The 21,165-nt window shown below is 66.8% G+C and carries 16 protein-coding genes; 15 read left to right on the plus strand and 1 reads right to left on the minus strand.

Features of this window, described 5'->3' with window-relative positions; translation table 11 throughout:
• Window positions 1-26: 26 nt before the first annotated feature.
• Window positions 27-2,909, minus strand: coding sequence for a bifunctional diguanylate cyclase/phosphodiesterase (locus BM252_RS13780; RefSeq protein WP_093388242.1), 2,883 nt, complete (start codon window positions 2,907-2,909; stop codon window positions 27-29).
• Between the two features lie 380 nt (window positions 2,910-3,289).
• Here BM252_RS13780 and BM252_RS13785 point away from each other — a divergent pair, with 380 nt between their 5' ends.
• The 15 genes from BM252_RS13785 to BM252_RS13850 all read left to right on the plus strand — a co-directional run bounded on the left by BM252_RS13785 (window position 3,290) and on the right by BM252_RS13850 (window position 21,161).
• Entirely contained in the window at window positions 3,290-4,057 is a 768-nt protein-coding gene (locus BM252_RS13785; protein WP_409567901.1) for a PAS domain-containing protein, read from the plus strand.
• A gap of 325 nt (window positions 4,058-4,382) precedes the next feature.
• Complete coding sequence (locus BM252_RS13790) at window positions 4,383-6,686, plus strand: M9 family metallopeptidase (RefSeq protein ID WP_093388243.1); 2,304 nt, start codon at window positions 4,383-4,385, stop codon at window positions 6,684-6,686.
• Window positions 6,687-6,875: 189 nt separating this feature from the next.
• The gene (locus BM252_RS30115) at window positions 6,876-7,133 is read left to right on the plus strand and encodes a hypothetical protein (RefSeq protein WP_139236487.1); all 258 of its coding nucleotides are present in this window, start codon (window positions 6,876-6,878) and stop codon (window positions 7,131-7,133) included.
• A 265-nt stretch (window positions 7,134-7,398) separates the two neighbouring features.
• A complete protein-coding gene (gene mraZ / locus BM252_RS13795; RefSeq protein ID WP_093388244.1) occupies window positions 7,399-7,827 on the plus strand; it encodes a division/cell wall cluster transcriptional repressor MraZ in 429 nt (142 codons plus the stop codon).
• A 9-nt stretch (window positions 7,828-7,836) separates the two neighbouring features.
• Window positions 7,837-8,814 (plus strand): 16S rRNA (cytosine(1402)-N(4))-methyltransferase RsmH, encoded by a 978-nt coding sequence (gene rsmH / locus BM252_RS13800; protein ID WP_093388245.1) that lies wholly within the window; start codon window positions 7,837-7,839, stop codon window positions 8,812-8,814.
• Entirely contained in the window at window positions 8,811-9,086 is a 276-nt protein-coding gene (gene ftsL, locus BM252_RS13805) for a cell division protein FtsL (RefSeq protein ID WP_093388246.1), read from the plus strand. The genes rsmH and ftsL overlap by 4 nt, the downstream gene beginning before the upstream one ends.
• Window positions 9,083-10,858 carry a peptidoglycan D,D-transpeptidase FtsI family protein gene (locus BM252_RS13810; RefSeq protein ID WP_093388247.1) on the plus strand — a complete coding sequence of 592 codons (1,776 nt, stop codon included), beginning with the start codon at window positions 9,083-9,085 and terminating at the stop codon, window positions 10,856-10,858. Before ftsL ends, BM252_RS13810 begins: the two co-directional genes overlap by 4 nt.
• Before the next feature lie 8 nt (window positions 10,859-10,866).
• On the plus strand, window positions 10,867-12,417 hold the full coding sequence (locus BM252_RS13815; RefSeq protein ID WP_093388321.1) for a UDP-N-acetylmuramoyl-L-alanyl-D-glutamate--2,6-diaminopimelate ligase: 1,551 nt from the start codon (window positions 10,867-10,869) through the stop codon (window positions 12,415-12,417).
• Complete coding sequence (locus BM252_RS13820) at window positions 12,417-13,817, plus strand: UDP-N-acetylmuramoyl-tripeptide--D-alanyl-D-alanine ligase (protein ID WP_093388248.1); 1,401 nt, start codon at window positions 12,417-12,419, stop codon at window positions 13,815-13,817. Before BM252_RS13815 ends, BM252_RS13820 begins: the two co-directional genes overlap by 1 nt.
• Window positions 13,818-13,819: 2 nt before the next feature.
• Window positions 13,820-14,989, plus strand: a complete 1,170-nt coding sequence (gene mraY, locus BM252_RS13825) for a phospho-N-acetylmuramoyl-pentapeptide-transferase (RefSeq protein WP_093388249.1) — start codon at window positions 13,820-13,822, stop codon at window positions 14,987-14,989.
• On the plus strand, window positions 14,989-16,491 hold the full coding sequence (murD, locus tag BM252_RS13830) for a UDP-N-acetylmuramoyl-L-alanine--D-glutamate ligase (protein WP_093388250.1): 1,503 nt from the start codon (window positions 14,989-14,991) through the stop codon (window positions 16,489-16,491). The genes mraY and murD overlap by 1 nt, the downstream gene beginning before the upstream one ends.
• Window positions 16,491-17,711 carry a putative lipid II flippase FtsW gene (gene ftsW, locus BM252_RS13835; protein WP_093388251.1) on the plus strand — a complete coding sequence of 407 codons (1,221 nt, stop codon included), beginning with the start codon at window positions 16,491-16,493 and terminating at the stop codon, window positions 17,709-17,711. The genes murD and ftsW overlap by 1 nt, the downstream gene beginning before the upstream one ends.
• Window positions 17,708-18,775 carry an undecaprenyldiphospho-muramoylpentapeptide beta-N-acetylglucosaminyltransferase gene (murG, locus tag BM252_RS13840; RefSeq protein ID WP_245774245.1) on the plus strand — a complete coding sequence of 356 codons (1,068 nt, stop codon included), beginning with the start codon at window positions 17,708-17,710 and terminating at the stop codon, window positions 18,773-18,775. Before ftsW ends, murG begins: the two co-directional genes overlap by 4 nt.
• Complete coding sequence (gene murC / locus BM252_RS13845) at window positions 18,772-20,181, plus strand: UDP-N-acetylmuramate--L-alanine ligase (RefSeq protein ID WP_093388253.1); 1,410 nt, start codon at window positions 18,772-18,774, stop codon at window positions 20,179-20,181. Before murG ends, murC begins: the two co-directional genes overlap by 4 nt.
• A 2-nt stretch (window positions 20,182-20,183) precedes the next feature.
• A complete protein-coding gene (locus BM252_RS13850; RefSeq protein WP_093388254.1) occupies window positions 20,184-21,161 on the plus strand; it encodes a D-alanine--D-alanine ligase in 978 nt (325 codons plus the stop codon).
• Window positions 21,162-21,165 lie beyond the last annotated feature (4 nt).

The raw sequence follows: 21,165 nt of genomic DNA on the forward strand, positions 1-21,165 counted from the left end.
TGGCGGTGCTGGACGGCGGCGTTCGGCTAGTGCGCCGGGAAATAGCTTCGAATGGCGCCGTACAAGTCCATGAACGCCTCCGCCGGCACCGCCTTGCTGTAGTAAAAGCCCTGGGCGTCGTGGCAGCCGTGCGCCATCAGGAACTGGACCTGTTGCAGCGTTTCCACGCCTTCGGCGATCACCCCCAGTTGCAGGCTGGCGGCCATGGCGATGATGGCCGTGACCAGCGCCGTGTCGTTCGGGTCCTTGCCGATGTCGCGCACGAACGACTGGTCGATCTTGAGCGCATGCACCGGAAAGCGCTGCAGGTAGGCCAGGCTGGAATAGCCGGTGCCGAAGTCGTCCACCGACAGCTGGATGCCCATCTCGCTCAGCCGGGTCAGCGTGGCAAGATTGTATTCGCTGCGCCGCAAAAGGATGCTTTCGGTAATCTCCAGTTCGAGGGCGTTGGCGTGTATCCCCGTCTCGTCGAGGATTTGCCCGACCAGGGCGCAGAAGTCGGCTTGTTCGAGTTGCCGGGGCGACAGGTTGACGGCCATTTTCAACTCCGGGTGGCCCGCGTCGTGCCAGATTTTCAGTTGCCGGCAAGCCTGGCGCAAGGCCCATTCGCCGATCGGCACGATCAGGCCGGACTCTTCCGCGTTGGCGATGAAGTCGCCGCAGGAAATCGGCGGTTTTCCCGGCGGCTGCCAGCGCAGCAGCGCCTCGGCGGAAAACGTGATGCCGCTTTCCATGTCCACCTGCGGCTGGTAGTGCAGGATGAATTCATCCTGCGCCAAGGCCTGGCGCAAGCGTTTGCCGACGTCAAGACGGCGCTGCGCCACCAGGTTGAGCGCGGCCGTGAAGAATTGGAAGTTGCCGCGCCCCATTTCCTTGGCGTGGTACATCGCGGTATCGGCGGTGCGCATCAGGGAGTCGACATCCAGGCCGTCGTCGGGAAAGACGCTGATGCCGATGCTGCCGCTCAGATGCAACTGGTGCTCGTCGACGCTGAAAGGCTGCGCCAGGGTGGCGAGCGCCTTGCGCGCCACCCAGGCGGCATCGCTGCTGTCGCCCGGCAACGGCAGGATCAGGACGAATTCGTCGCCGCCCAGCCGGGCCACGCTGTCGCCTTCGCGCAGGCATTGCTGCAAGCGCACCGCCGCCATTTTCAACACTTGATCGCCGATGTGGTGGCCGAGCGAGTCGTTGATGTTCTTGAAATAATCGAGGTCGATGAACAAAATCGCCACCTGGCGCCGGTAGCGATGTGCGAAGGCGATCGCCTGACGCATGCGGTCCTGCAACAGGGCGCGGTTGGGCAGTCCGGTCAAGGCGTCATGGTCGGCCATATGGCGGATGCGCTCTTCGGCCTGCTTGCGCTCGGTCAGGTCGAGCACGAAGCAGACCCCCTCGTCGGACGATCCTTCGAACAAGGCGCTGGCCAACAGCACCGGAATGCGGCTGCCGTCCTTGCGGATGTAGTCCTTCTCATAAGGCGTGCAACGCCCGGTCTTCCTGAGCTCTTCAAGGGCATGCCTGTCCTTCGCCGCGTATTGTCGCGGCGTCATGTCGGTCCAGCGGAATCCTTGCGCCAACACCTCGGCCCTTGAGTAGCCGGAGATTTTCAGGAAGGCGTCGTTGGCTTCGCTGATGCGGCCGCTCGAATCGCCGATATAGATGCCGATGATATTGGCGTCCACCAGGCGCCGGATGCGCGCCTCCCGTTCACGCAAGGCTTGCTCGGCGCGCTTGCGCTCGCTGATGTCGCGCGCGATCGCCGAAGCGCCGGTCATCACGCCCGCCGCGTCGCGGATCGGGGAGACGGTGAGCGACACGTCGATGCGCCGACCATCCTTGCGCAGCTGCACCGCTTCCAGGTGTTCGACCCGCTCGCCGCGTTGCAGGCGCTGCAGAATGGCCGGGGTCGCGTCGGCCAACTCGGGCGGGGCCAGGATCGAAATAGGCCGGCCGAGCATCTCGCCGGCACTGTAGCCGTACATGCGCTCGGCGCCGGCGTTCCAGCTGGCGATGGTGCCGTCGAGCGTCTTGCTGATGATGGCGTCGTCGGAAGAGGTGACGATGGCTGCCAACTGGAGCGCGGCCTGCTCGGCCTGGTGCGTGCGCTCCAGATCCGCCGTGCGTTGGGCCACCAATTGCTCGAACAAGGTGGCATGGCCGCTGGTCACCAGCAGGAAGGCGCCGAGCAGGCCCGTGAACGCCATGCCGCCGGCCAGCACGGACCAGGCAAGCAAAGCATGCGGGGCGGCGAAAATCGGTTCCTTGCCACCGGTAAAAACACCGAGGATCACCGCCAACGCCAGGCAGATAGGCAGCGCCACCGTTTTGCGCCGGCGCCGCCAGACAGCGCGCGGCTGCCCGAGCCACGCCAGCCCCAGCGGCGTGGCGACCAGCACGCCAACGGTGTCGCCGATCCACCAGATCCACCAGCTGAAGGCGTAACTATGTGCCGGCAACACGCCGGCAAGTAGCAGCATGGTCACGCCCGCGCTGGCACTGATCACGCAGCTGGCCGGTCCGCCCAGGCCGAGAAATTTGATCACATCCTGTGCCCGCGCCAGCGGCGTCGGGAAGCCCACGAAGCGGCGAATCAGGATCGCGCCGGCGACGGCCTGGAGGGTGGCGCCGGCGCCCAGCCCGGCTGGCAAGAGCAGCGATTTCACCAGCATGGCGGTGCTGCTGGCATCGAATGAGACGGCGACATTGGCCAGAAACGAGCCCAGCCAGATGCCGGGTGCCACCCCATTGCCGAAGATGAGGACGGCAACCAGCGCAATTCCCGCCGCGGGCCAGATGGGTGCGGCATATCCGGGCGCGAGGGCCAGCAGCAGGCCGAACCGGGCGGCGGTGTAATAGATCAGGGTGAGGACGAGGATCTGGTCACCCCGGCGGATCATCTGAGCCTGCATGTTTCATCCACCGAATGAGGCCTCCGAAAGCACGGAGGTGGAAGACGGTCTAAAAGCGAAAGGAACGTTGCCGACAAGAGTGTCCGCATCGCCCGTGCGTGGAAACCTCGGGTCTACAGTAAGACCCGTTTTTGAGGCGGAAAGTTCTTCAAAGGTGGGGCCCGCTCTGGCTAGCCTGGTGTTCGTGCCGTCGTCCGTTGACAACAGGGCCATCAATCTCCGTCGGCAAATGTAAAAAATTTAACAATTGCTGTGCAGCCTGTAAAGTGAGGTAATATTTGCCATCTTATGCATGTGGCAAGGTGTGATCCACGCGGCGGTGGCGCGCGACCTTGCCAACCGTGAAGGAGGGCGAAGTGGACGTTGCACAGCAAACCGCATTGGCATTGCCGCATCGCGGCGCCGTTTCGCCCTTGTTGGCGCAGTTCCACCAAGTCGAGCTGGCCGCCATCGAGACCCTGTTCGACGCCCTCAGCGACGTCGCCTTCTTCGTCAAGGATAGGGGCGGGCGCTACCTCACCGTCAACCACACGCTGGTGCGCCGTTGCGGCCTGCGCAGCAAACAGGAGCTGCTCGGCCGCACCGTGCTCGAGGTGCATCCGCGCCAATTGGCGCAAGCCTATCTGGCGCAGGACCGCCAGGTGATCGAGGCCGGCAGCACCATCATGAAGCACCTCGAACTGCACCTCTACCCGAACCGGCGCAACGGCTGGTGCCTGACCCACAAGACCCCGCTGCGCGACGAGCACGGCGCCATCGTCGGCCTGGTCGGCACCTCGCACGACCTCGGCCTGGCCGACGAGCGCCACCCGGTCTACGGCAAAATCGCCAGCATCGCCCAGCAGATCCGTGACAACTACCACCGCCCGCTGTGCCTGAACCAGCTGGCGCAGGAGGCCGGCCTGCCGCTGGCGCGCGTCGAGCGGTTGTTCCAGCGCGTGTTCCACTACAGCCCGCGCCAACTGCTGCTGCAGTCGCGCCTGGACGGCGCGCTGGCGCTGATCGAGGCCGACCCGGCGCGCGGCATCGCCGACATCGCCGCCGTCTGCGGCTACACCGACCACAGCGCCTTCAGCCGCCAGTTCAAGGCGCTCACCGGCATGACGCCGGTGCAGTACCGCCTGCGCCACCACGGCGAACGCGGCTGAACCGCCGCACCCGCACCCGCACCCGCACCCGCACCCGCACCCGCACCCGCATGGCGTGCTCGGGCCACCCGACGGCCCGGCTTGCCGGCTGTCGCATTTCCACCCCGCCGACTGTGCCGATCCCGCCAGCGCGCCTGCCTAAATGTAGCGAACCGCCCGCCGCCCCGGCCGTGCCGGTTTTTTGGGCAAGCTTATCAGGATAGTATTTCCTTGCCCGGAAGCCATTTCCGTCCGCCCGGCGCGCGACCGGCGCGGCAGCGGCACTCCGCCAGCGCACCCACACAAGAGTCATCACCCGACCTCACCAATTGAAGGAGTGGAAGATATGTCATTGCCAAGCACCCCCGCACGCCTGCCCAAACTGCTGCTGGCCAGCCTGATCGGCGCCGCCCTCGCCGCCACCGCCGCCGCCCCGGCCCACGCCGGCGGAGGGCGCTCCGCCGCGCCCACCGCCGCCGCGCCGGCCGATGACCACAACGGCCGCCTGAAGCAGGCGCCGATGCCGCACCAGCGGCAGAACCTGCCGCCGTCCGAGGAGCAAAGTCGCTACCGCCTGTCGCCCACCAACAAACCGCGCTACGACCTGCTGCCGCGCCAGCAACGCAACAGCGTCCAGCCGCTGTCGGCCACGCCGGCCTGCAAGGACATGGCCGTGCTGGCCGGCCACAGCGGCGCCGCCCTGGCCGACTACCTGGTCGGCCTGCCCGACTTCGAATGCACCTATCCGCTGTTCTCGTTGAGCGCCGAACAGGCCGCCGTGGTCTACTCGGCCGCCAACTACAACGCCGTCGCCAGCCGGCTGGCGCAGGAGGGTGCCGCCTACAACGCCAGCAGCATGGCGCTGGTCAACCTGGTGCTATACCTGCGCGCCGGCTACTACCTGGCCTACAGCGAGCTCGGCCCGATGCCGCCGTCGGCCCTCACCACCACGCTGCGCGGCCCGATCAAGCAACTGGCCGAGGGCGCGGCGCTGTTCCGCGAGAACCCGCTCGCCGTCACCACCGCCAACGAGACGCTCAAGCTGATCACCAATATGCAGGACGAGGCCTACTACCTGCCCACCCTGCGCGGCGTGGTGCAGCGCTACACCAACCGGCCCGACGCGCCCAACGCCGTCGAGCCGCTCAAGCAGCCCACCGCCGCCTACGGCTTCACCGAGCTGTTGACGGTGTTCTTCTACGCCAGCGGCCGGCCCGCCGCCCAGCCGGCGCTGGAAAACGACCTGTCCTACGCCACCGCGCTGAACCAGTTCGTCCGCGCCAACAAGGCCGCCCTGTTGAACAGCAACGCCGCCTACCAGCTGACCGACGCCAGCAACGAGGCCTTCCGCTTCATGCGCTACCCGGCGCTCAAGGCCGGCATCAAGCCGATGGTGGTCGACCTGCTGGCCAGCACCTCGCTCAACGGCGCCGACCGCGACCTGTGGCTGACCGGCGCCATGGCCGTCAAATACTACGACAACGACAACTGTGCCCAATACGGCACCTGCGGCTTCGAGACGGCGCTGGCCAACGCCGTGCTCAAGTTCAGCAAAACCTGCAGCCCGACCCTGCGCATCCGCGCCCAGGAGATGAGCGAGGCGCAGCTGCAGGACTCCTGCCAGCGCCTGCAGACGGAGGAGGGCTACGCCCACAGCATGCTGCTGACCAAGAACACGCCCGTCGCCGACGACGGCAACGCCTCGCTCGAGCTGGTGGTGTTCGACGACTACAGCAACTACAGCAAATACGCCTCGGTGATCTACGACATCCTCACCGACAACGGTGGCATGTACCTGGAGGGCGAGCCGTCCGCCGCCGGCAACCAGGCCCGCTTCATCGCCCACGAGGCCTCCTGGCTGCGGCCGGCCTTCCAAGTGTGGAACCTGGAGCACGAGTACGTCCACTACCTCGACGGCCGCTTCGACATGTACGGCGACTTCGGCCTGTCGACCGCCAAGCCGACCGTCTGGTGGATCGAGGGCATCGCCGAATACCTGTCGCTGAAGAATAACAACCAGGCGGCGATCGACATGGCGCGCAGCGGCACCTACCGCCTGAGCGAAATCTTCGGCAACAACTACCAGATGAGCGACTACAGCAACCGCGCCTACCGCTGGGGCTACATGGCGACCCGCTTCATGGTCGAGCGCCACCGCGCCGACGTCGACGCCGTGCTCGGCAAGTTCCGCCTGGGCGACTACGACGGCTACCAGGGCTATATGAACCAGATCGGCAGCCGTTACGACAGCGAATTCGCCAGTTGGGCGGCGACGGCCAGCACCGCCGGCGAACCGCCGCTGCCGCAACCGGGCGACCGCGAGTGGCCGACCTGCCCGGCCTCGCCCTACCTGGGCAAGAACTGCGCGGTCAAAAACCTCGCCTCGTCGACCCAGGCCTACGCCTACATCATGCTGCCGGCCGGCGCAAGAAACGTTAAATTGACCACCGTCGGCGGCAGCGGCGACGTCGACATGTACGTCGCGTTGGAGCGCTACCCCAGCGCGACGTCCTACGACCTGTCCTCGGTCCACGCCGGCAACGCGGAAAGCGTGGCGATCGCCGCGCCGGCCATCGGCCGCTGGTACTACATCACGCTGCAAGCCAAGCAGCCGTTCAGCGGCGTGAGCGTGCGCGCCAGCTACGACTGAGTCCGCGCGGTAGCGGCCGGCGCGGCGGATGGTCGCCGCCGCCGGCCCATTTTCGCCGTGTTTTTGCCCGTTTTTCGAGCATCGCCGGCCGTCCATTCGGTATAATGTGCGGCAGGCGAGGGCGTTTTTTTGCTGAAATTTGTATATACAACTGTCGTCCTGTTAAGATGTTTTTTCTGGCAAGTATGCGTGGCGGACCGCATCGTCCCGGGCGTTTTTTTGCCCGTCCGGCGCGCCGTGCAACAGCGCGCTAAGCGCGACATAGCGACAATTCTCTCCAAAAACCACGCCTCCCTCCCTTCCCGCCGGCCGAGCTTGCGCCGCGTCAACATCGTTGCTCTTTCCGTCCATGCACTGTTGGTTTCTGGCAACTATATGTTTTTATTTCATTATTTTTACGATGAAATTTCCCGCCTGATACGGCAGGAAACACATGTGCACAAGTGAGGTAGCACATTCACTATGTTCTATAAGTATCTAATTTATCGATATATTTTTCTGCGACCATTCTTCAAGGAAGTTCGCTAAGTCCTTCATTTCATTAATAAAATCGCTGTTTTGCCGGGCGGAAAGCGCTTGACCACTATCTTGGCATCCTCTAAAGTGGGCAACTGTGTGAAAAAGTGTGTTTTTGTGGGAAATTCCCCCAGGTTCCAGCGTCGCGCAACTCCGTCCGCAACTCCGTCCATTTCTGAGGTCTAAAGGTAATCCCGTGTTTCAAGGCGCGTCCGCAATCAGTCTCGATGCCAAAGGCAGGATGTCTATCCCCGCCAAGCACCGTGACGCGCTCGCCATCCAATGCGAGGGCCGCCTGACCCTGACCAAGCACCCGGACGGTTGCCTGCTGTTCTTCCCCCGCCCGGTGTGGGAAAACCACCGCGAACAAATCGCCACCTGGCCGATGTCGGCCCGCGCCTGGCAGCGCATCTTCCTCGGCAACGCCTGCGACGTCGAACTCGACTCGGCCGGCCGCGTGCTGATCTCGCCCGAGCTGCGCAACGCCGTCGGCCTGGCGCGCGAGGTCATGATGATCGGCATGGGCACCCATTTCGAGATCTGGGACGCGGCCAAACTGGCCGAAAAAGAGCAGCAGGCGATCGCCGCCGGCACCCCCGATGTACTCAATAATTTCTCCTTCTAAGGCTCCGTGATGACAACAATACCGGTGCCGGAATTTCAGCATCGTACGGTGCTGCTGGACGAGGCGGTCGACGCCCTCGACCTGACGGGCGCGCGCGCCGACGGCGTGTACGTCGACGGCACCTTCGGCCGGGGCGGCCACAGCCGCCTGATCCTGTCCAAACTGGGCGCCAAGGCGCGCCTGGTCGCCTTCGACAAAGACCTGCAGGCCATCGCCACGGCCGAGCAGATCGCCGACCCGCGCTTCCAGATCGTGCACGACAGCTTCGCCACCATGCGCGCATCGCTGAGCGAGCGCGGCGTCGAACAGGTCGACGGCATCCTGCTCGACCTGGGCATCTCCTCGCCGCAGGTGGACGACGCCGCGCGCGGCTTCAGCTTCCGCAACGACGGCCCGCTGGACATGCGCATGGACACCACGCGCGGCATCTCGGCGGCCGAGTGGCTCGCCACCGAAACCGAACAGACACTGGAAAAGGTGATCAAGGAATATGGGGAAGAACGGTTTGCTTTTCAGATTGCAAAGGCGATTGTTGCTCGCCGGGCAGTCGAACCAATTTCAAGCACACGACAGCTTGCCGCTATCGTGGCAGGCGCGGTCAAGACTCGGGAGAAGGGCAAGGACCCGGCCACCCGTACTTTTCAAGCTATCCGGATTTTCATCAATAAAGAGCTTGAAGATCTCGAGATCGGTCTGAGCCAGGCCTACGCCTGCCTGGCGCCGGGTGGCATTTTCGCCGTCATCAGCTTCCACTCGCTGGAAGACCGCATGGTCAAGCGCTTCTTCGCCTCCAAGGCCAACGTGCCGCAGCCGGACCGGCGCCTGCCGATCCGCGCGGTCGACCTGCCGCAGCCGGAGCTCAAGCTGCTGGCCAAGTTCAAACCGTCCGACGCCGAGGTCGACGCCAATCCGCGCTCGCGCTCGGCGGTGATGCGCGTCGCCCGCCGCTTGCCCCTGCCCTTGTCCAACCCCGAGGGCGCGCAGTGAGCGGTAAGATCAACCTGGTACTGACGGCCTTGTTGGTCGGCTGCGGGCTGTCGCTCGTCAACGCCCAGTACCAGGCGCGCCACCTGTTCATCGAACTCGAGCGCACCCAGTCGCAGGCGCGCCAGCTCGACATCGAGTGGGCCCAGCTGCAGCTCGACCAGTCGACGCTGGGCAAGCACGCGCGTATCGAGCAGATCGCCCGGCGCGACCTGAACATGACGGCGCTGACGGCGGCGCGCACCCAGTACCTGTCACCGGAAGGCGACAAATGAAACGCAACAGCAACGCCAGCGGCTCGCGCGTGGCGGCGTCGAAAGGCGTGCCCTTCTCGAAGAACCCGGTGCTGGCCGTGCGCCTGCCGGTGTGGCGCTCGCGCGTCGTGCTGTTCGTCTTGTTCGCCGCCTTCGCCGGTCTGGCCGGCCGCGCCGTCTGGCTGCAGGGCCTGTCGACCCAGTTCCTGCAGAAGCAGGGCGAGATCCGCTACGCCCGCACGCTCGACCTGCCGGCCACGCGCGGCAAGATCACCGACCGCGAGGGCCAGGTGCTGGCCTCGTCGATCCCGGTCAAGGCCATCTGGGCCATCCCCGACGACGTGCAGGACGCCCCGGTCGCCAAATTGAAGGCGCTGGCCAGGCTGCTCGGCATGAGCGACGCCGAGCTGCAGAAAAAACTCGACTCCGACCGCGGCTTCGTCTACCTCAAGCGCCAGGTCGAGCAGGACGTCGCCGAGCAGATCACCAAGCTGGGCATCGAGGGCATCCAGACCCGCAAGGAATACAAGCGCTTCTACCCGCAGGGCGAGGTGACCACCCACATGGTCGGCTTCACCAACGTCGAGGACGTCGGCCAGGAGAGCATGGAGCTGGCCCAGCAGAAGACCCTGGTCGGCCTGCCCGGCAGCCGCCGCGTCATCAAGGACCGCCTCGGCCACATCGTCGAGGACATCGGCTCGGTGCGCGAGCCGCACGACGGCAAGGACCTGACCCTCTCGCTCGACAGCAAAATCCAATACATCGCCTTCACCCAGGTGAAAGAGGCGGTGGAGAAGTTCAAGGCCAAGGCCGGCGCCGCCGTGGTGCTCGACGTGCACACCGGCGAGGTGCTGGCGCTGGCCAACTGGCCCGCCTACAACCCCAACGACCGCTCGGTGCTGACCGGCGACCAGCTGCGCAACCGCGTCATGACCGACACCTTCGAGCCCGGCTCGTCGCTCAAGCCGTTCACCGTCGCGCTGTCGCTCGACACCAACCGCATCAAGCCGACCACCCTGTTCGACACCGGCAACGGTTCCTTCGTCATCGGCGACCGCGTGGTGCACGACACCCACCCGCACTACCTGACCGACGTCACCACCATCATCCAGAAGTCGTCCAACATCGGCACCTCGAAGATCGCGCTGCAGATGCCGCCGCAGGAGATGTGGGAGATGTTCACCAAGGTCGGCTTCGGCCAGCAGCCCAAGTTCGGCTTCCCCGGCGCCGTCGCCGGCCGCGTCCGCCCGTACAAGTCCTGGCGGCCGATCGAGCAGGCCAACATGAGCTTCGGCCAGGGCATCTCGGTGTCGCTGCTGCAGTTGGCGCGCTCCTACCTGATCTTCGCCCGCGACGGCGACATCATTCCGCTGTCCTTCCAAAAGGTCAACGAGGCGCCGGCCGGCACCAAGGTGGTCAGCGCCAAGACCGCGCGCGAGATGCGCGACATGCTCGAACTGGTGACCCAGCCGGGCGGCTCCGCGCCCAAGGCGCAGGTGGCCGGCTACCGCACCGGCGGCAAGACCGGCACCGCGCAAAAATTCCTCAACGGCCGCTACTCGCAGACCAAATACATCGGCAACTTCGTCGGCATGGCGCCGATGTCCAACCCGCGCTTCGTCGTCGCCGTGATGATCGACGAGCCGGGCGGCCCGGCCCACGTCGGCGGCGACGTCGCCGCGCCGACCTTCGCCGCGCTGGTCGCCAACGCGCTGCGCGCCAAGAACATCACGCCCGATTCCACGGTGACCCATATCATCATTCCTGAGAACTCCGAACAGGAGAACATGTGAGCACCCGCATGACAACAAGCAACTTCGAGCCGGGCGCCGTCGCCGCGCAGATCCGCGCGCTGGCGCCACAGGCGCAACTGGCCTCCGACTCGCGCCGCATCAAGCCCGGCGACGTGTTCTTCGCCTATCCCGGCGACGCCGGCGACGGCCGCAGCTTCATCGAGCAGGCCGTCGGGCAGGGCGCCGCCCTGGTGGTCTACGACCCGGCCGGCTTCGCCTGGAACGCCGCCTGCGGCGTGCCGCGGCTCGCCGTCGAGCAGCTCAAGGCGCGCGCCGGCGCCATCGCCCACGCCTATTACGACGCGCCGGACGCCGCCATGTTCAGCGTCGGCGTCACCGGCACCAACGGCAAGACCTCGTCGGCCGTCTGGCTCGGCCAGGCGCTGTCGCGCGCCGGCCAGCCGGCCGCCGTCATCGGCACGCTGGGCGTCGGCCTGTTCAAGCCGCGCGGCGAGGTCGACTACGACGTCACCGGCTACACCACGCCGGACGCCGTGCTGCTGGCCCGCACCCTGGCCGACTGCCGCGCCGCCGGCGCCGCCTCGCTGGCGATCGAAGTGTCGTCGATCGGCCTGCAGCAGGGCCGCGTCGCCGGCATGCACTTCGACGTCGCGCTGTTCACCAACCTGACCCGCGACCATCTGGACTACCACGGCGACATGGCCGCCTACCAGGCCGCCAAGACCCGCCTGTTCGACTGGCCGGGCCTGAAAACGGCGGTGCTGAACCTGGACGACCCGGTCGGCCTGCGCCTGGTCGAACAGGTGCGCGGCAAGCTGGCCGGCGCCATTCCCGTCATCGGCTACACCCTGCGCGACGCCGCCGCCCAGCCCGACCTGGACGGCGTGCTGATGCTGCGCGCCAGCCAGTTCCGCAGCAGCCGCAGCGCCGGCACCGAATTCCATCTCGACTGCCCGCTCGGCGCGGCGCTGGTCAAGACCCGTTTGGTCGGCCACTTCAACATCAGCAACGCCCTCGGCGTGCTCGGCGCCCTGCTGGCCAAGGGCCTGGGCCTGCGCGCCGCCATCGAGGCCATCGAGGCGCTGCGGCCGGCCCCCGGCCGCATGCAGCAGGTCGGCGGCCAGGACGCGCCGATGGTGGTGATCGACTACGCCCACACGCCGGACGCGCTGGAGAAAACCCTGCACGCGCTGCGCCAGGTGGCCAGCGACCGCGGCGGCCAGCTGTGGTGCGTGTTCGGCTGCGGCGGCGACCGCGATCCGGGCAAGCGGCCGCAGATGGGCGCCATCGCCCAAAGCGCCGACCACGTGCTGGTCACCAGCGACAATCCGCGCAGCGAAGACCCGCACGCGATCATCGCGCAGATCGTCGCCGGCATGGAGCGCAACCATCCGAAGTCGACGCTGCAGACGGTGGAAGACCGCGCCGGCGCCATCCTGTCGGCCATCAAGCACGCCGCCAAGCCGGACGTGATCCTGCTGGCCGGCAAGGGCCACGAGCCCTACCAGGAAATCAAGGGCAAGAAGCTGCCATTCTCCGACGCCGACCACGCCCAGCTGGCGCTGTCGGCCCGACTGACCATGATGAGGACGAACTGATGCAAGCTGTATTGGCACAGGTTCTGCCTAGTATCGCCGGCGCGCGGCTGGAAAACTGCGCCGCCGGCAGTATCACCAGTATCACGTTCACGGGTGTCTCGACCGACAGCCGCAGCGTCGCGGCCGGCGCCTTGTTCGTCGCCCTGCGCGGCGAGGTGTTCGACGCCCACGCCTTCCTGGCCCAGGTGGCCGAGCGCGGCGTCGCCGCCGTGGTGGTGGAGGAGCTCCCCGCCGGCTGGACCCTGCCGGCCATCGTCGTGCCCGACACCCTGGTCGCGCTGGGCCAGATCGCCAACCATTGGCGCCGCCGGTTCGACCTGCCGCTGATCGGCGTCACCGGCAGCAACGGCAAGACCACCGTCAAGGAAATGATCGCCGGCGTGCTGGCCGCCGCCTATGGCGAAGACGGCCGCCTGGCCACCCGTGGCAACCTGAACAACGAAATCGGCGTGCCGCTGACCCTGTTCCGCCTGGACGCGGCGCAGCGCGCCGCCGTGGTCGAACTGGGCATGAACCACCCCGGCGAGATCGGCCGCCTGGCCGCCATCGCCGCGCCGACCATCGGCATGGTCAACAACGCCCAGCGCGAGCACCAGGAATTCATGCACACCGTCGAGGCGGTGGCGCTGGAGAACGGCGCCGTGCTGGCCGCGCTGCCGGCCGACGGCGTCGCCGTCTTCCCGCACGGCGACGAGTTCACGCCGCTGTGGCAGGGCCTGGCCGGCGCGCGCCGCGTGTTGACGTTCGGCCTGTCGAAGCAGGCCGACGTCAGCTGCACCTTCCGCGCCGGCGAGTTCGGCAACCAGATGTTCATCACCATCCGCCAGGACGGCGCCGAGGCGGCGCAGTTCTTCGTCGCCCTGCAGGCGGCCGGCGAACACAATGTGCGCAACGCGCTGGCCGCCGTGGCCTGCACCTTCGCCGCCGGCATTCCGCTCGAGGCGATCAAGCTGGGCCTGGACAGCTTCGCGCCGGTCAGCGGCCGGCTGCAAAAGAAGTCCGCCGCCAACGGCGCCGTGCTGATCGACGACAGCTACAACGCCAATCCGGATTCGGTGCGCGCCGCCATCGACGTGCTGGCCAAGGCCGCCGCGCCGCGTGTGCTGGTGTTGGGCGACATGGGCGAGGTGGGCGACCAGGGCAAGGAGTTCCACCAAGAGATCGGCGCTTACGCGCAGAGCAAGGGCATCGAACAGGTGCTGACCATCGGTGAATTGGCGCGCCACATGCACGGCGCATCGATTCGTCATTTTGAACATATCGACGCACTTTTGGCCGCGCTGGACGCGACCGTGACGTCGAGCGCAACCGTATTGATCAAGGGCTCCCGTTTCATGAAGATGGAACGGGTCGTGCAGCATTTGATTGGATCGCAACAAGCTAACAAGGAAACACACTAATCATGCTGCTTTGGCTCGCACAGTATTTTCAACAGGACCTGGGGCCGTTACGGGTCTTTAACTTCATCACCTTCCGCGCGGTGTTCGCCACCATCACGGCGTTGACGATCGGCCTGTGCGCCGGTCCGGCGGTGATCCGCAAGCTGACGGCGATGAAGTACGGCCAGGCGGTGCGCACCGACGGTCCGCAGACCCACCTGAAAAAACACGGCACCCCGACCATGGGCGGCGTGCTGTTGCTGATCTCGATCGGCGTCTCGACGCTGCTGTGGTGCGACCTGTCGAACCGCCTGATCTGGCCGGTGCTGGTGGTCACGCTGGGTTTCGGCATGGTCGGCTGGGTCGACGACTACCGCAAGGTGGTGCGGCAGGACCCGGAGGGCATGCGCTCGGTTGAAAAGTACTTCTGGCAGTCGCTGGTCGGCCTCGCCGCCGCGCTGTACCTGGCCTTCTCGGTCTCTGCGCCCAACGCCGGCAAGGTGTTCGAGCTGTTCTTCGCCTGGGTCCAGTCGGGCTTCTCGATGGACCTGCCGCCCAAGGCCGACTTGATCGTCCCCTTCTTCAAGACCATCAGCTATCCGCTCGGCGTGTGGGGCTTCATCGCGTTGACCTACTGCGTCATCGTCGGCACCAGCAACGCCGTCAACTTCACCGACGGCCTGGACGGCCTGGCCATCATGCCGACCATCCTGGTCGGCGCCGCGCTCGGCCTGTTCGCCTACCTGACCGGCAGCGCCACCTATTCGAAATACCTGTTCATCCCGCACATTCCCGGCGCGGGCGAATTGATCATCTTCTGCGGCGCGCTGGCCGGCGCCGGCCTGGCCTTCCTGTGGTTTAACACCCACCCGGCCCAGGTCTTCATGGGCGACGTCGGCGCGCTGGCGCTGGGCGGCGCGCTCGGCACCCTGGCCGTCATCGTGCGCCAGGAGATCGTGCTGTTCATCATGGGCGGCGTGTTCGTCGCCGAGACGGTGTCGGTGATCATCCAGGTGAGCTGGTTCAAGATCACCAAGAAGCGCTTCGGCGTCGGCCGCCGCGTCTTCCTGATGGCGCCGCTGCACCACCATTTCGAGCAAAAAGGCTGGAAAGAGACCCAGGTCGTCGTGCGCTTTTGGATCATCACGATGATGCTGGTACTGGTTGGCCTGTCCACACTGAAGCTGCGCTGATGATCTATCTGGCACAACACGCATTGGTACTCGGGCTGGGCGAATCCGGCCTGGCGATGGCGCTCTGGCTGGCCGAGTGCGGCGCGCGCCTGCGCGTGGCCGACACGCGCGAGGCGCCCGAGCGCCTGGCCGCGCTGCGCGCCGCCGTGCCGGACGCCGAGTTCGTCGCCGGCCCGTTCGGCGCCGAGCTGCTCGACGGTATCAGCTTCGTCGCCGTCAGCCCAGGCCTGGCGCCGAACCGCGAGTTGGCCGAGATCGCGCCGGCCGCCGCCGCGCGCGAGATTCCGCTGTGGGGCGAGATCGAACTGTTCGCCCAGGCGCTCGACGTGCTCAAGGACGAACGCGCCTACCAGCCGAAGGTCATCGCCATCACCGGCACCAACGGCAAGACCACCGTCACCAGCCTGGTCGGCCAGTTGTGCGAACGCGCCGGCCAGAGCGTGCGCGTGGCCGGCAACATCAGCCCGGCCGCGCTCGACGTGCTGCGCGTGGCCGTGGCGGAGAAGACCCTGCCACAGGTATGGGTACTCGAGTTGTCCAGCTTCCAGCTGCACACCACCTTCAGCCTGCGGGCCGACGCCGCCACCGTGCTCAACATCAGCCAGGACCACCTGGACTGGCACGGCAGCATGGCCGCCTACGCGGCCGACAAACAACGCATCTTCGGCGCCGACACCGTGCGCGTGCTCAACCGCGACGACGCCGCCGTGATGCAGATGGCCGATCCGGCCGCCGACAGCGCCACCTTCGGCACCGACGCGCCGCTGCTGGCCAACAGCTTCGGCCTGAACAACGAGCGCGGCATCTTCTGGCTGGCCTGCGCCGAGCCGGGCGAGGAGCAGGAGCAGAAGAAGCGCCGCAAGAACGAGCCGGCGCCGGCGCCGGCCGACTGCACCGTCAAGAACCTGATGCCGGCCGACGCGCTGCAAATCCGTGGCCTGCACAACGCCGCCAACGCGCTGGCCGCGCTGGCGCTGTGCCGCGCCATCGGCCTGCCGCTGGCGCCGCTGCTGCACGGCCTGCGCGACTATCGCGGCCAGCCGCACCGGGTCGAGCTGATCACCGCCGTCGACGGCATCGAATACTACGACGACAGCAAGGGCACCAACGTCGGCGCCACCGTGGCCGCGCTGGTCGGCCTGGGCAAGAGCTTCACCGGCGAGCAGCAACGCCTGGTGCTGATCGCCGGCGGCGACGGCAAGGGCCAGGACTTCGCGCCGCTGGCCGAGCCGGTGTCGCGCTATGTGCGCGCGGTGCTGCTGATCGGCCGCGACGCGCCGGCCCTGCGCGCCGCGCTGGACGTGAGCGGCGTCGAGCTCGAGGACTGCGCCGACCTGCCGCTGGCGGTGCGGCGCGCCAGCGAACTGGCCCAAGCCGGCGACGCCGTGCTGTTGTCGCCCGCCTGCGCCAGCCTGGACATGTTCAAGAACTACGCCCACCGCGCCGAGGTCTTCGTCGACGCCGTGCGCGGCATCGCGCTCGACCACGGACAGGAGATCTGATGTCCTTCCAACTGCCATTCCGCTTTTCTGGATCGTCGGCGAGCACGCCGATGGACAGTCACGCCCGGCAGTCGAAGATGATGGAATACGACCAGCCGCTGGTCTGGGTCACGCTGTTGCTGATGCTGCTGGGGATGGTGATGGTCTACTCGGCCTCGATCTCGCTGCCCGACTCGCCCAAGTTCGCCAACTACGCGCGCTGGCAGAACACCTACTTCCTGATGCGCCAGGCGATGTTCGTCGTCGTCTCGCTGCTGGCCGGCCTGTTCGTCTTCCGCATCCGCATCGCCGACCTGCAGAAGGCCGCGCCCTACCTGTTCATCGGCACCCTGGTGCTGCTGGTGATGGTGCTGATCCCCGGCCTCGGCGTGGTGGTCAACGGCGGCCGCCGCTGGCTGTCGCTGAAGGTGTTCAACATCCAGCCGTCCGAGCTGATGAAGGTGGTGGCGGTGCTGTACGCCGCCGACTACACCGTGCGCAAGCAGGAATACATGCACAAGCTGACCAAGGGCTTCATGCCGATGGCGCTGGCGGTCGGCTGCGTCGGCCTGTTGCTGCTGCTCGAGCCGGACCTGGGCGCCTTCGGCGTGATCGTCTGCATCGCCATGGGCATCCTGTTCCTCGGCGGGATCAACGCCATCTGGTTCGGCGGCATCGGCGTCGTGCTGGTGACGATTTTCGGCAGCATCATCGCGCTGTCCAAGTTCCGCCGCGAGCGCTACTTCGCCTACCTCGACCCCTGGCAGGAGGACAACGCGCTCAACAAGGCCTACCAATTGACGCACTCGCTGATCGCCTTCGGGCGCGGCGAGATTTTTGGCGTTGGCCTGGGCGGCAGCGTCGAGAAGCTGCACTACCTGCCGGAAGCGCATACCGACTTCCTGCTGGCGGTGATCGGCGAGGAACTCGGCCTGGCCGGCGTGCTGGTGGTGATCGCCATGTTCTACTGGATCATCAAGCGCGCCTTCGACATCGGCCGCCAGGCCATCGCCATCGACCAGACCTTCGCCGGCCTCACCGCCAAGGGCATCGGCATCTGGATCGGCGTGCAAACTTTTATCAATATGGGTGTCAACCTGGGTCTGCTGCCGACCAAGGGTTTGACCTTGCCGCTGATGAGCTATGGCGGCACGGGTGTGGTGATTAACTGCGTCGGACTCGCGATCCTGCTCCGGATCGACTACGAGAACCGGGTTCTGATGCGTGGTGGCAGATTATGAAACGATTGATGATCATGGCGGCCGGTACCGGCGGCCACATTTTCCCCGGCCTGGCGATCGCCCAGACCATGCGCGCGCGCGGCTGGGAAGTGAGCTGGCTGGGCACCGCCCACGGCATGGAACAAGAGCTGGTGCCGAAACACGGCATCGCGATGGACGCCATCGACTTCTCCGGCATGCGCGGCAAGGGCCTCAAGCACACGATTAGCGGCGCGTTCAAGATGCTGGCCGGCTTTGCCGCCTGCTTCGGCTACATCGGCAGCCGCAAGCCGGACGTGGTGCTGGGCATGGGCGGCTACGTCACCGTCCCCGGCGGCATGATGGCGCGCCTGCGCGGCGTGCCGCTGGTGCTGGTCAACGCCGACGCGGCGCTGCTGTTGTCGAACAAGACCCTGACGCCGCTGGCGAAGAAGGTCTGCTTCGGCTTCCCGGCCAACTTCGGCCGCGCCGCCGGCAAGGCCGTCGTCACCGGCAATCCGGTGCGTAAGGAGATCCTCGACCTGGCCGGACCGGAGCAGCGCTTCGCCGGCCGCGAGGGGCCGCTGCGCATCCTGGTGGTGGGCGGCAGCCTGGGCGCCAAGGCGCTCAACGACACCCTGCCGGCCGCGCTGGCGCTGATCCCGGCCGCCCAGCGGCCGCTGGTCACCCACCAGTCGGGCAAGAAGAACATCGACGCCCTGCGCGCCAGCTACGCGCAGGCCGGCGTGCAGGCCAACGTGGTCGACTTCATCGACGACATGGCGTGCGCCTATCGTGATGCCGATCTGATAATATGCCGCGCCGGCGCGATTACGCTGTCCGAACTGACCGCCGCCGGCGTCGCCAGCGTGTTGGTCCCGCTGGTCGCCTCCACCACCAGCCACCAGCGCGACAACGCGCAATGGATGGCGCGGCAAAACGCGGCGATCCACATGCCGCAAACGGAAATGAACGCCAGAAGCCTGGCAACCCTGCTCGAAACGCTGACGCGCGGCGCCTGCCAAACCATGGCAACGGCGGCGCGCGCGGCGGGTAAGCGCGACGCGAACGACGCGATCGCAAACGTATTGGAACAACTGGCATGAAGCACAAAGTACAAAACATTCACTTCGTCGGCATCGGCGGCAGCGGCATGAGCGGCATCGCCGAGGTGCTGCTCACGCTCGGCTACACCGTCACCGGCTCCGACCTGGGCAGCAACGCGGTCACGCATCGCCTGGTGAGCCTGGGCGCCAAGGTGGCGCAGGGCCACGCCGCCGAAAACATCGGCGACGCCGACGCCGTGGTCACCTCGACCGCCGTCCAGCAGGACAACCCGGAAGTGGTCGCCGCGCGCAGCCGCAAGATCCCCATCGTGCCGCGCGCCGTCATGCTGGGCGAGTTGATGCGCCTCAAGCGCGGCATCGCCATCGCCGGCACCCACGGCAAGACCACCACCACCAGCCTGGTCGCCTCCGTGCTGGCGCAGGGCGGGTTGGACCCGACCTTCGTCATCGGCGGCCGCCTGACCAGCGCCGGCGCCAACGCCAAGCTGGGCACCGGCGAGTACCTGGTGGCCGAGGCCGACGAGTCGGACGCCTCCTTCCTGAACCTGACGCCGATGATCGAGGTCATCACCAACATCGACGCCGACCACATGGAGACCTACGAGCACGATTTTGAAAAGCTCAAGCAGGCCTTCGTGCAGTTCACCCACCGCCTGCCGTTCTACGGCCGCGCCATGCTGTGCATCGACGACGCCCACGTGCGTTCGATCATCCCCTTCGTGACCAAGCCGGTGACCACCTACGGCTTCCACCAGGACGCCGAGGTGCGCGCCGTGAACGCCCGCGCCGTCGGCCTGGAAATGCATTTCACGGTGATCCAGGACGGCTACCCGGATCTGGACGTGGTGCTCAACCAGCCCGGCATGCACAATGTGCAGAACGCCTGCTCGGCGGTGGCCATCGCCCGCGAGATCGGCGTCGAGGACAAGGACACCCAGGCCGGCCTGGCCGGCTTTGCCGGCGTCGGCCGCCGCTTCACCCGCTACGGCGAGGTGGCCATCGTCAACGCTGACCACGGCGGCGCCGCCGGCACCTTCGCCCTGGTCGACGACTTCGGCCACCACCCGGTCGAGACCGAGGTGACCCTGGCAGCCGCGCGCGCCGCCTTCCCCGGCCGCCGCCTGGTGCTGGCCTTCCAGCCGCACCGCTACAGCCGCACGCGCGACCTGTTCGAGGACTTCGTCAAGGTGCTCGGCAGCGCCGACGTGCTGGTGCTGGCCGAGGTCTACGCCGCCGGCGAGGCGCCGGTGGTGGCGGCCGACGGCCGCGCGCTGGCGCACGCGCTGCGCGCGCGCGGCAAAACCGAACCGATTTTCGTGGAAGCCATCGGCGACATGCCGGAAACCATCATGAGCGTGGTGCGCGACGGCGACGTCGTCATCACCATGGGCGCGGGCTCGATCAGCGGCGTGCCCGCCAAACTGACTAACTATCCGAAGGTCTGAACGTGAACCACATTACCCCCACTGAAGCACAGGCACTCGGCAAGGTCGGCGTGCTGTTCGGCGGCCGTTCCGCCGAGCGCGAGGTCTCGCTGATGTCCGGCGCCGGCGTGCTGAAGGCCCTGCTGAGCCGTGGCATCGACGCCCACCCCTTCGACACCGGCCTGCGCACCCTGGCCGAGCTGGCGGCGGAAAAATTCGACCGCGTCTTCATCGCGCTGCACGGCCGCTTCGGCGAGGACGGCAGCCTGCAGGGCGCGCTGGAACAACTGGGCATTCCCTACACCGGCAGCGGCGTGATGGCCTGCGCCGTCGGCATGGACAAGATCTACACCAAGATCGTCTGGCTGATGCACGGCCTGCCGACGCCGAAGTACGCGGTGCTCGACAGCGGCGCCGACCTGGCCAAGGTGGCCGCCGAGCTGGGCCTGCCCTTGATCGTCAAGCCGCCGCACGAGGGTTCCTCGATCGGCATCACCAAGGTCGGCGCGGCCGACGAGTTCCAGGCCGCCTACGACATCGCCGCCGCGCTGGACGACTCGGTGCTGGCCGAGGCCTTCGTCACCGGCCGCGAACTGACCGTCGCCATCCTTGGCCGTGGCGCCGACGCGCGCGCGCTGCCGATCGTCGAGATCGTCGCGCCGAAGGGCAACTACGACTACCAGAACAAGTACTTCACCGACGACACGCAGTACTTCTGCCCGGCCGTGCTGGAACCGGCGCTGGCCGCCGAGGTGCAGCGCATCGCCGTGGAAGCCTACCGCACGCTCGGTTGCGAGGGTTGGGGCCGGGTCGACGTGCTGCTGCGCGAGAGCGACCAGAAGCCCTTCCTGTTGGAGGCCAACACCTCGCCCGGCATGACCAGCCACTCGCTGGTGCCGATGGCGGCGCGCGCCGAGGGCATCAGCTACGAGGACCTGTGCGTGGAGATTCTGCGTTCGGCGCGTTTGAAGATGGCCGGCGCCGTCAAGGTAGAGGGGTAATCGA

The organism is Rugamonas rubra (assembly GCF_900114705.1).
Lineage (GTDB): Bacteria > Pseudomonadota > Gammaproteobacteria > Burkholderiales > Burkholderiaceae_D > Rugamonas > Rugamonas rubra.